The sequence below is a fragment of the Archaeoglobaceae archaeon genome, from assembly GCA_038734275.1.
In the GTDB taxonomy this organism is placed as follows: Archaea; Halobacteriota; Archaeoglobi; order Archaeoglobales; family Archaeoglobaceae; genus WYZ-LMO2.
In genome coordinates this window covers 59181-68724 of the sequence record JAVYOO010000007.1, presented here as the reverse complement: position 1 = coordinate 68724, position 9544 = coordinate 59181, and the positions used below count along the sequence as shown (strand labels likewise).

Sequence of the window (9544 nt, the reverse complement as noted above, 5' to 3'; positions counted from 1 at the left end):
TATGGTAGAAGTAGCAGAAAGAGTTAAGGCATACTTAGAGAGGGACAAAACGGGAATAAGAAAAGATTTGCTCCTAATCCTACTTCAAGGTGGGAAATACACTACTTCTGAAATCTATGAAATTTTGAAGAAAAAAGGCTACGATATTAACCAAAAAGGCGTTTCAGCCATGATTGGGATAATTGGATCCCGTGTCGGGATTATTAAAAGTGAGGGTGGTGACAAAAAGAGATATTATCTGAAAAAAGAATACATTCAATTGGTGAGGGAGATAGTTGAAGCCAATTCATAAGATCTACGAAATTAAATTGCTAAGGACCGTATCAAAAGGTGAGATTCCGAAACACGTAGCCATTATAATGGATGGAAACAGAAGGTTTGCTAAGAAAAAAGGTCTAATGGAGTTTATGGGTCACGAATTTGGAACAAAGAAAGCTGAAGAAGTTCTTGATTGGTGTTGGGAACTCGGAGTAAAGATGCTTACACTTTATGCATTCTCAACTGAGAACTTCAAGAGGAGCGAAATTGAGAAAAGAAACATCTTCCAGATCTTCGAAAGGGAGCTTAAGAGACTTCTTAATGATAAAAAAACCTATGAAAGACAGGTTAAGGTTAAAATCATTGGAAGAAAAGATTTGCTACCTGAAAACCTGCAGAAGCTTATTGAAGAAGTGGAGATTGCTACAGCCAAGCATGATAAATGTTTTCTAAATGTTGCGGTTGCATATGGTGGCAGGCAAGAGTTAATAGATGCGACCAAGAAAATAGTAGAGAGAGTAAAAAGAGGAGAGTTGATGCCCGAAGAAATTGACGAGAAAATTGTCAACGAAAGTCTGTACAACAGCCACGAGCTCTACTCAAAGGTTGATATAATCATAAGGAGTGGTGGAGAGCAAAGGCTTTCGAATTTTCTGCCATGGCAGACCGCAAACAGCGTGGCTTACTTCTGTGATGTTTATTGGCCCGAATTCCGAAAGATAGATCTTCTAAGAGCTATAAGAGAGTGGCAGAGGAGGAGAGCATGTCAAAAAAGCTGATGTATGAATTCAAAAGGAAGCTTGAAGAGCTTGACAGCTATCGTGGTAAGGGAACTGAGCTTATAACTCTCTACATCCCGCCAGACAAGAACATAGCGGACATTGCAAATCAGCTCAGAGAAGAGCTCAGCCAAGCTTCGAACATTAAGTCAAAGCAAACGAGGACTAACGTGATCACAGGACTTGAGGCAATCCTCAATAGATTGAAGCTATACAGAAAACCCCCAGAGCATGGGATGGTAATACTGAGCGGTCTTGTCACCATCGACGGCAAGGAAAAGCACATAACCGAGATCATCGAACCTCCAGAGCCAGTTCCACTCTACAAGTATCATTGCGACTCCAAATTCTACTTAGAGCCATTAAAGGACATGCTAAGAGAAAAGAAGCTTTATGGGCTGATCGTTCTTGACAGAAGAGAAGCAACGATTGGATTGTTGAAGGGGCGAAGAATAGAAGTTCTCGACTACGATACTTCAATGGTGCCGGGAAAGCACAGACAGGGCGGGCAGAGCAGTGTTCGCTTTGAAAGACTGAGAGAGATCGCAATTCACGAATTCTACAAGAAAGTAGGCGAAATGGCAACAAATGCGTTCTTGCCGCACAAGGACAAGCTTGTAGGAATTCTGATCGGCGGTCCTTCGCCTACAAAGGATGAATTCTATCAGGGAGAATATCTGCATCACGAACTGCAAAGAAAGGTGCTCGGGCTTTTCGACGTTGGCTACACAAGCGAGAGCGGACTTTACGAGCTTGTTGACAAAGCCAAGGATTTGCTGTCTGAAGTAGATCTTGTTCGGGAAAAGAACTTGATGAGTCGCTTCCTATACGAGATCTCAAGAGACGGACTTGCGGTTTATGGCGAAGAGGAGATAAGAAGATACTTAGAGCTTGGAGCGGTAGACACCTTGCTTATTTCAGAAGATCTCCGCCTTGAGAGAGTCCGCTACCGATGCCCAACGTGCGGAGAAGAGAAGGTTGTGACCTTAAAGGATAAGGCAGTTTCAAGGCAGATATGCGAAAAGGATGGAGTTGAAATGGAAGAAGTCGAGAGAATTGATGTGGTCCTTGAGCTTTCGGGAATTGCTGAGAGAATGAACACGAAGGTTGAGTTTTTGTCCACGGAGACTGAAGAAGGAGAAGTCCTATTAAAGGCATTCGGTGGGATTGCGGGAATTCTGAGGTATAAGCCTAAGTAAGTTTTTACCGATATACTTATATCTTTCAAGGAGTAATTAAGCTATGGGGAGAGTAAAAACAAGCGTATACGTCGATTCTGAACTATGGCAGAATTTGAAAAGAAGGGCTTATGAGGAAAATAAAGATTTGAGCGATCTGATAGAAGAACTAATTGCGGAAAAAAATTTCATTGGGCGTTGAAAAAAAGCTCGAAAGTTTAATCTCATTGGATTCTGAAATTGATTTCAGACCGATAAAAGCAAAGAGTGCTTTAAGCAAGCTTGTAAGGGAGATGAGAGATGAAAGAGACCAGATACTACTTGGACAGTAGTGCAATAGTCAAGAGATACATCGAAGAAGAGAATAGCGACATCGTCTCTGAAATCTACCGGGAAGCCTATAAAGGAATTTCAAAAATTTCATTCAGCATTTGGAACGTTGGCGAAGTTTTGGGCGTGCTTGACAGAGCTAAAAGAATCGGAGCTCTCGATGAAAAGGATTATGAAATTGCAAGGAACAATTTTCTCGCGGAACTACTAAGAATGAAAAAGCTAAGGCTTATAGAACTCGTAAATCTTTTTAATTCAATAATCGTCCAGTGTTGGGATTTGATGGAAAAATACCATGTTTCTCAGGCTGATGCTCTCCAGCTCGTGTCCGCTCGAGTTTCTAAAGCTAATCTCTTTTACACCGCAGACAAAAAATTGCATGAAATAGCGATCAAAGAGAAGCTTGATTCCAAACTTGTTTGAAAATTATCTTTTAAAGCTCTTTCTACTGCTTCGAGTTTAAAGCAATATTTATTTAACCTTCTGCCTTTCCAATAACATGGTTTCAGTAGAGGACGTTTACCATGTCGCACGCCTTGCAAAGCTCATGATCTCCGAAAATGAGGCGGAAAAATTTCGAAAGGAATTCGAAGATATTTTAAGCTACTTCAATATCCTCGACGAGATAAGCGAAGAAGTGAAGCCAACATTCCACGTTCTCGAAATCAGAAACGTTTTTAGAGAAGATTTAGCCAAGAAAGGGCTCGATCAGGACTCTGCTTTAAAGAATGCGCCGAGAAAGGAGGAAGGATACTTTGTAGGACCAAAGGTGGTTGAGTGAAGCTTGCTGAATGGCGAAAGCTTGTCGAAGAGAATGGATGCCTTGAAACAATTAGCAAAATGCTTGAGAGAATTGAGAAAAGCAAACTAAATGCCTATATCACGGTTTGCAAAAAAGAAAGCCTGCAGAAGGCTGAAGAATACGATAAGGGCAAGGTTAAGGGCAGACTCGCTGGAGTGCCCGTTGCGGTAAAGGATAACATAACCACTAAGGGGATAAGAACCACCTGTGCTTCAAAAATGCTGTCCAATTACGTTCCAGTTTTCGATGCCCATGTTGTTGAAAGGCTCAAGGCGGAAGGGGCGATAATAATTGGTAAAACCAACATGGATGAATTCGGGATGGGGACCACTACCGAAACTTCCTACTTTGGAGTCGTTAGAAATCCCTACGACCTCAACAGGGTTGCTGGTGGTAGCAGTGGCGGAAGTGCTGCGGTTCTTGCTAATGATGAGGCAGTTTTAGCTTTGGGTAGCGACACTGGAGGTAGCATAAGATGCCCCGCAAGCTTTTGCGGTGTTTACGGGCTCAAGCCAACATATGGGCTTGTGTCGAGATTTGGATTAATTCCCTACGCGAATTCGCTTGAACAAATTGGACCGATGGCAAATAGCATTGAAGACCTCATTCTGCTTCTCGAAGTGATTGCGGGAAAGGACGAAAGGGATTCAACAAATGCGGGGAGAAGCTTTGAATTCAGAGAAGTCGAGAATCTAAGGATTGGGGTTGTTAAAAACATGTCCGCTGAAGAGCAGATTATGGACAGGTTTTTTGACGCACTTAATGGCTTTGAATACGAAGAAATCGAGCTACCATCGCTCAAATACGCCTTGTCTGCCTACTACATAATTGCAATGAGCGAGGCTTCATCAAATCTCGCAAGATACGATGGTGTTCGTTATGGCTTCAGCGTTCCAGAACTAACTTCTTGGAGCGATTACTTCTCGAGAGTTCGTGCAGAAGGTTTCGGCGAGGAAGTGAAACGCAGAATCATGCTTGGAAGCTATGCTCTCTCAGCAGGCTATTATGGAAAATACTACCTTAAGGCTTTGAAGGCAAGAACACTTATCATTGAGGATTTCAGAAATGCATTCGCAAAATTCGACGTTCTTGTTTCGCCTACGATGCCAACCCTGCCCTTCAGAATTGGAGAACTCAAGGACCCGCTTACAATGTATAAAATGGACGTAAACACTGTTCCAGTCAACCTTGCTGGACTTCCAGCTTTGAACATTCCTTTGGGCTTCATTAAGGGTCTTCCGGTTGGAATGCAGGTTATAGGGAACTACTTTGAAGAGAGTAAGCTAATCAGTTTTGCAAAGAAATTGGAGGCAAAATGAGGCTCAAGCTTTTGGTTGGCAATACCGAGATATCGGTTTTAAAAGGCTCCGCTGTGCCCATATTTTACATTCACGGCTCCGGCGGTGATGCTGAGATATGGACAAAGCAATTAGAAGAAATTGGTGGCTATGCAATTGACTTGCCCAATCATGGGCTAAGCGGAAATGCTGAAATCCGCACCATCGATGACTACGCCTATTTTGTTGCTGAAACGATAAAGATTGTTTCAGGAAGGGGAATTGTTGTTGGTCACAGCCTTGGCGGAGCAATTGCTCAAAAAATATTTCTGAACCATAGAGAGACCGTTCTTGCTCTCGTTCTCGTTGGAACAGGAGCGAGATTGCGGGTGCTTCCCAAAGTCCTTGAAGGTTTGAAGGAAATGCCTTCAGAAACTGCAAAATTCATGGCTGACATGGCTTTTCACAGAAAAGAGTTTGTTGAGCTGTTCGCCAAGTTATTTGAAGCAAGAGCTGAAATTTTGCTAAAAGATTTAATGCTTTGCAATGAATTCGACCTTCTCGAAGACTATAAGGCTGGAAATATAAAATTCGATGTTCCAACGCTTGCAATCGTCGGAGAGAACGATTTTCTAACGCCTGTGAAGTATTCGCAGTTCTTCATACAATATGGGGCTGAGGTAAGGATTATAAAAAACGCTGGACACATGGTTATGCTCGAAAATCCCGAAGATTTCAATGCAGAGCTCAAAAACTTTATTAGCTTAGTAAAAAATTCCTATGGTAAAGATTGATGCTCCAAAAGTTATAACGTTGATTGCTATCATAATCTCGACTTCAACTCTATTCTTGCCAGTGATGAGCATCGAATTCAGGCAAATGACCTTACTTGACTTCGCAATGAACCCTTACTTGAGACTTGCTGTCTTTCTGGCATTTCTATCAGCCATTCTTGGGCTATATAAAGCAAGATTTAATTTAATTGCAGGGTCTTTAATGCTCTGCTTTTTCCTTTTCCTGAGCTTTTCGAAGATGCACTCACCTGAGTATCTCGCAGGATACTGGTTGCTCCTTATGAGCTCGTTTTTATTTTTTGGTGCTTACTTATTAAGGAAGCTTCAGCGGAAAGCTTATTAATTAAACTCAAAAATAAAATCATGCTCGGGGTAATTGAAAGACTTAGAGACGAAAAAATTGCCTTCTCCACGGACTATGAGGATTTAATAGCATATTGCAAGGACTTTAATCCACTTCACCAGCTAAAGATTCTAAAAAAAGCTACTCCAGCACTTCCCGAAGTTGTCGTATTTCCGAAGTCTGTAGAAGAGGTTTCAAGGGTTTTAAAAATTGCCAACGAACTTAAAGTTCCAGTTTACGTCTTTGGCGGGGCAAGTGGGGTCATAGATTCTGCAACGCCTTACGAGGGCGGAATTGCACTTTCAACGCTCGCATTGGACTGGGTTGAGATTGACGAAGAGAACATGCTCGTAACCGCTGGAGCGGGTGTTATTGGTGGCAGGCTGGAAAAACTGCTTAACCACAGGGGTTTCAGTCTCAGGCATATCCCACAGAGTCTTTTTTGCTCAACTGTCGGCGGATGGGTTGCAACTGCTTCAAGCGGTCAATTCTCCACAGGCTACGGCAACATTGAGAATCTTCTGGTTTCGCTAAAGGTTGTGCTCCCAAATGGAGAAATACTTGAAGAAAGAAAGACACCGAGAAGGGCGGGAATTGATTTAAAAAAGCTTTTTGTCGGCAGTGAGGGCTTGTTGGGGGTTATTGCAGAAGTCACGATGAAAATTTTTGAATTGCCCAAAGAAGTTGTGAAGCTATCCTTTGAATACAATAGCATCGAATCAGCTCTTGAAGATGCAAAAAAGTTTTTAAAGTTAAAGCCAGCGCTCATGCGGATTTTTGACGACGAAGAAACACTTAGATACTTTGACAGCGAGTCTTTCAGTCTTATTTTGATTTTTGAAGGAGAGAATGCAAAAAAACAGGCTGAAAAGGCAAAAGAAATCTCTTCAGGCATTGAAGTCGAAGGCTATGCGGATTTATGGCTTGAGAAGAGATTTGATGTCTCAGATATTTCGAAAATTGGGATTCTTGGCTTTATTTTTGACACAATTGAGGTATCTTGTTTCTGGAATTCCGCTTCCAAGCTTTACAAAGCAGTAATCGAAGCTATCAGGAGCGTTGAAGGAACTGTGACAGCATCAGCACATGCATCGCATTTCTACGACAGTGGGCTCTGTTTTTACTTCACCTTTGCTGGCTTTCCTTCAGAACCTGAGGAATATTACAGAGAGGTCTGGCAAAAAGCCATAACCGCTTCTCTGCAAAATGGAGGCAATATTACGCACCACCATGGGATTGGAAGGCTTAGAAAGGCTTGGCTAAGGGATGAGTTCGGAAGCTATCTTAGTTTCCTAAAAGAGCTCAAGCTTCTTGTTGATAAAAACAACATAATGAACAGAGGTGTTTTTCCATGAATCCAAAATTCATAATGAGAATTCTTGAAAAAACGGACTTAAAGACTAAACTTAGACTTGCAAAAGTCATCACAAAGCTTGGCAGTGGTGACGATATTGTTAAATGCATGCTCTGCCCGAACATGTGCCTATACGCATGTCCTGTTTTTGATGTAGAGAGAAGACTTACAGTTTCACCTTCCGTAAAGTCAAGAATTGCTTATTTTGGCGGAAATGAGGCAATATATCACTGTCTTCCATGCGATGCGTGCAAAGAAAACTGCAAAATGGAAATAAGCGTTAATGACAATCTGAGAAATCTTAGGAGCGGAAAGTATGCCGAAAAAATCGATTCATGGCTTTCAAAAATCTCAAAGAAGATCGATGAAAGAGAGGGAAGAATTTTATACTTCCCTGGTTGCAGAACATTCGAAGCCAAGCTTTTTGAGCCGACTTTGGAATATCTCGAAAAGATTGGAATCGATTTCGCAGTCAACTCGGACATAATTTGCTGTGGAATGCCCTACTTCGAGTTGGGCGACAAAAGGTATTCTGAACACTTCTCAAAGTTGAAAAAAGTTGCTTCGCAATATGAGATGGTGATAAGCAACTGTCCACACTGCGTTTACACAATGAAGGGGCTTGGAATAAAAGCGGAGCACATGTTAAGCGTTACGAAGCCATTAAAGATTGGTGGAAGCATTTCATACCATGACCCCTGCATTGTGGCAAGAAAGTTGGGGTTGGTTGAAGAACCAAGGGAATTCCTAAAGGCATGTGGATTTGAGCTCATCGAACCCGCTTTTAGTGGCAGACAGACAGCATGCTGTGGATACGGCGGAGTTTACAGACTGCTATATTCTGAGAATGCGGAAAAAATAGCTGAAAGAAGAAGAAAACAATTCGAATCCGAGATTATTACCGCCTGTCCCGCATGCAAAAAAGCTTTGAATGCTAAAGATCTCGTTGAAATTGTTCTGGAGGTGCTCTAATGATTGCGGTCATCGACGCTGGAACTACGAACATTAAGCTCGCTGTTTACGATGATAAGCTTTTAGAACTCAGAAAGGAGCCAATTGTAAAGAATTGCCCATATCCTGGATGGGTGGAAATCGATGTCGAGGACCTTGCAAGAAAAGCCAAAACAATGGCGGACTATGCAATCGACAAATATGGAGTTGAGGCAATAGGTATAACGAATCAGAGAGCCACAATCGTTTTATGGGATGAAAAAACTGGCAAGGCGGTTTTTCCGGCAATTGGCTGGCAGGACTCCAGAGCTCTTGGGGTTGCGATTAGACTGAATAGTAATTTTAAGATCAGGATTGGAAAAGTTCTTGGAAAGCTCGTTCAGAATTCAGCGAGCATTATTCCTGCTATAAAGAAAAAAAGGACTGCAAAGTGGTTGATGTCAGTTGCGGACTTTTCATTCAACCCAACTCATTCCAGCGTTAAACTTCGCTGGCTTCTCGATCAGATAAAGAAACCCGAAAATTACAAGCTCAAAACAGGCACTATAGACAGCTGGCTGATCTATAAGCTGACTGGCGAGCATTTAACAGACTATTCAAATGCGGGAGCGACTGCGTTGTTTGATCCGTTCAAACTTGAATGGAGCAAAACGATCATGGAACTCGTTGAAATCGAGGAAGAACTTTTGCCAAAGGTTGTTGAAAGCGATCAAGTTTTTGGAGAATACAGAAATGTGCCCATAACAGGCGTCATAGCGGATCAATCCGCTTCGCTATACTCCCTGGGCTGTTGGGAAAGAGGAGAGCTTAAAGTTACAAATGGAACTGGAAGCTTTGTAGATCTTAACGTTGGTGAAGAAGCTGAAGTCTTTCCAAAGCTTTTGCCCCTAATTGCCTGGAAGCTTAAGGGGGAGAAGAGGTTCATGCTTGAAGGTATGCTATATTACAGTGGCTCCGCGGTTGAGCTTTTTAAAGAGCTCGGAATCGTTAAAGACGTAAAGGAAACTTCCGAGCTTGCATTCTGCTCTAAGAACTGCCTTTACCTTGTTCCCTCATTCGTTGGTCTTGGAACGCCACACTACAAAGCAATTCCCGGGCTCCTTTATGGGCTCACAAACAGCATGCGAAAAGAAGATCTGATCAGGGCTTTGCTTGAGTCGATAGCATTCAGAATTGCAGAAATAGTGGAACTAATGAAAAAGCTTGAGAGAATTAATTCGATCAGATGCGATGGGGAGATGAGTTCAAACGATTTTCTGCTACAGTGCATTGCAAACGTCACTGGATTAAAGGTTAAAAGAAGTTCAAATCTAAATGGTGCACTTTTTGGCTCATATCTCATTGCGGGAAGAGCTCTTGGAAAGTGGAAACGGGTTTGCGCTGAAACCGCTCAGGAGTTTGAGCCAAAGGAGAGTTTGGTAGAGAAATACAAAAAATGGAAAGCTTTGGTTGACATCAGCAAATCTATCTTGGTATAG

The 9544-nt window shown here is 42.2% G+C and carries 12 protein-coding genes; all 12 read left to right on the top strand.

What is annotated here, in order from left to right:
* The first annotated feature begins 1 nt into the window (after window position 1).
* Window positions 2-292 carry a DUF2551 domain-containing protein gene (locus QXI54_07645; GenBank protein ID MEM0303024.1) on the top strand — a complete coding sequence of 97 codons (291 nt, stop codon included), beginning with the start codon at window positions 2-4 and terminating at the stop codon, window positions 290-292.
* On the top strand, window positions 276-1037 hold the full coding sequence (gene uppS, locus QXI54_07640) for a polyprenyl diphosphate synthase (GenBank protein ID MEM0303023.1): 762 nt from the start codon (window positions 276-278) through the stop codon (window positions 1035-1037). The genes QXI54_07645 and uppS overlap by 17 nt, the downstream gene beginning before the upstream one ends.
* Window positions 1022-2236: a peptide chain release factor aRF-1 gene (prf1, locus tag QXI54_07635; protein ID MEM0303022.1), complete on the top strand. Its 1215-nt coding sequence runs from the start codon at window positions 1022-1024 to the stop codon at window positions 2234-2236. The genes uppS and prf1 overlap by 16 nt, the downstream gene beginning before the upstream one ends.
* A gap of 43 nt (window positions 2237-2279) precedes the next feature.
* Entirely contained in the window at window positions 2280-2417 is a 138-nt protein-coding gene (locus QXI54_07630; GenBank protein MEM0303021.1) for a hypothetical protein, read from the top strand.
* 98 nt (window positions 2418-2515) lie between these two features.
* Window positions 2516-2968 carry a type II toxin-antitoxin system VapC family toxin gene (locus QXI54_07625; GenBank protein ID MEM0303020.1) on the top strand — a complete coding sequence of 151 codons (453 nt, stop codon included), beginning with the start codon at window positions 2516-2518 and terminating at the stop codon, window positions 2966-2968.
* Window positions 2969-3044: 76 nt separating this feature from the next.
* Window positions 3045-3326, top strand: a complete 282-nt coding sequence (gatC, locus tag QXI54_07620; protein MEM0303019.1) for an Asp-tRNA(Asn)/Glu-tRNA(Gln) amidotransferase subunit GatC — start codon at window positions 3045-3047, stop codon at window positions 3324-3326.
* Window positions 3323-4666 carry an Asp-tRNA(Asn)/Glu-tRNA(Gln) amidotransferase subunit GatA gene (gene gatA / locus QXI54_07615; GenBank protein MEM0303018.1) on the top strand — a complete coding sequence of 448 codons (1344 nt, stop codon included), beginning with the start codon at window positions 3323-3325 and terminating at the stop codon, window positions 4664-4666. Before gatC ends, gatA begins: the two co-directional genes overlap by 4 nt.
* Window positions 4663-5418 (top strand): alpha/beta hydrolase, encoded by a 756-nt coding sequence (locus tag QXI54_07610; GenBank protein ID MEM0303017.1) that lies wholly within the window; start codon window positions 4663-4665, stop codon window positions 5416-5418. Before gatA ends, QXI54_07610 begins: the two co-directional genes overlap by 4 nt.
* Window positions 5405-5761 carry a hypothetical protein gene (locus tag QXI54_07605; GenBank protein MEM0303016.1) on the top strand — a complete coding sequence of 119 codons (357 nt, stop codon included), beginning with the start codon at window positions 5405-5407 and terminating at the stop codon, window positions 5759-5761. Before QXI54_07610 ends, QXI54_07605 begins: the two co-directional genes overlap by 14 nt.
* Before the next feature lie 20 nt (window positions 5762-5781).
* The gene (locus QXI54_07600) at window positions 5782-7116 is read left to right on the top strand and encodes an FAD-binding oxidoreductase (GenBank protein ID MEM0303015.1); all 1335 of its coding nucleotides are present in this window, start codon (window positions 5782-5784) and stop codon (window positions 7114-7116) included.
* A complete protein-coding gene (locus QXI54_07595) occupies window positions 7113-8087 on the top strand; it encodes a (Fe-S)-binding protein (GenBank protein ID MEM0303014.1) in 975 nt (324 codons plus the stop codon). Before QXI54_07600 ends, QXI54_07595 begins: the two co-directional genes overlap by 4 nt.
* Window positions 8087-9544 carry an FGGY family carbohydrate kinase gene (locus tag QXI54_07590; protein MEM0303013.1) on the top strand — a complete coding sequence of 486 codons (1458 nt, stop codon included), beginning with the start codon at window positions 8087-8089 and terminating at the stop codon, window positions 9542-9544. The genes QXI54_07595 and QXI54_07590 overlap by 1 nt, the downstream gene beginning before the upstream one ends.

Excerpts from the sequence above, each read along its gene's own strand:
- QXI54_07645 (MEM0303024.1), top strand. The coding sequence starts at position 2 with ATGGTAGAAGTAGCAGAAAGAGTTAAGGCATACTTAGAGAGGGACAAA.
- prf1 (MEM0303022.1), top strand. The coding sequence starts at position 1,022 with ATGTCAAAAAAGCTGATGTATGAATTCAAAAGGAAGCTTGAAGAGCTT.
- QXI54_07630 (MEM0303021.1), top strand. The coding sequence starts at position 2,280 with ATGGGGAGAGTAAAAACAAGCGTATACGTCGATTCTGAACTATGGCAG.
- QXI54_07625 (MEM0303020.1), top strand. The coding sequence starts at position 2,516 with ATGAAAGAGACCAGATACTACTTGGACAGTAGTGCAATAGTCAAGAGA.
- gatC (MEM0303019.1), top strand. The coding sequence starts at position 3,045 with ATGGTTTCAGTAGAGGACGTTTACCATGTCGCACGCCTTGCAAAGCTC.
- QXI54_07610 (MEM0303017.1), top strand. The coding sequence starts at position 4,663 with ATGAGGCTCAAGCTTTTGGTTGGCAATACCGAGATATCGGTTTTAAAA.
- QXI54_07605 (MEM0303016.1), top strand. The coding sequence starts at position 5,405 with ATGGTAAAGATTGATGCTCCAAAAGTTATAACGTTGATTGCTATCATA.
- QXI54_07600 (MEM0303015.1), top strand. The coding sequence starts at position 5,782 with ATGCTCGGGGTAATTGAAAGACTTAGAGACGAAAAAATTGCCTTCTCC.
- QXI54_07595 (MEM0303014.1), top strand. The coding sequence starts at position 7,113 with ATGAATCCAAAATTCATAATGAGAATTCTTGAAAAAACGGACTTAAAG.
- QXI54_07590 (MEM0303013.1), top strand. The coding sequence starts at position 8,087 with ATGATTGCGGTCATCGACGCTGGAACTACGAACATTAAGCTCGCTGTT.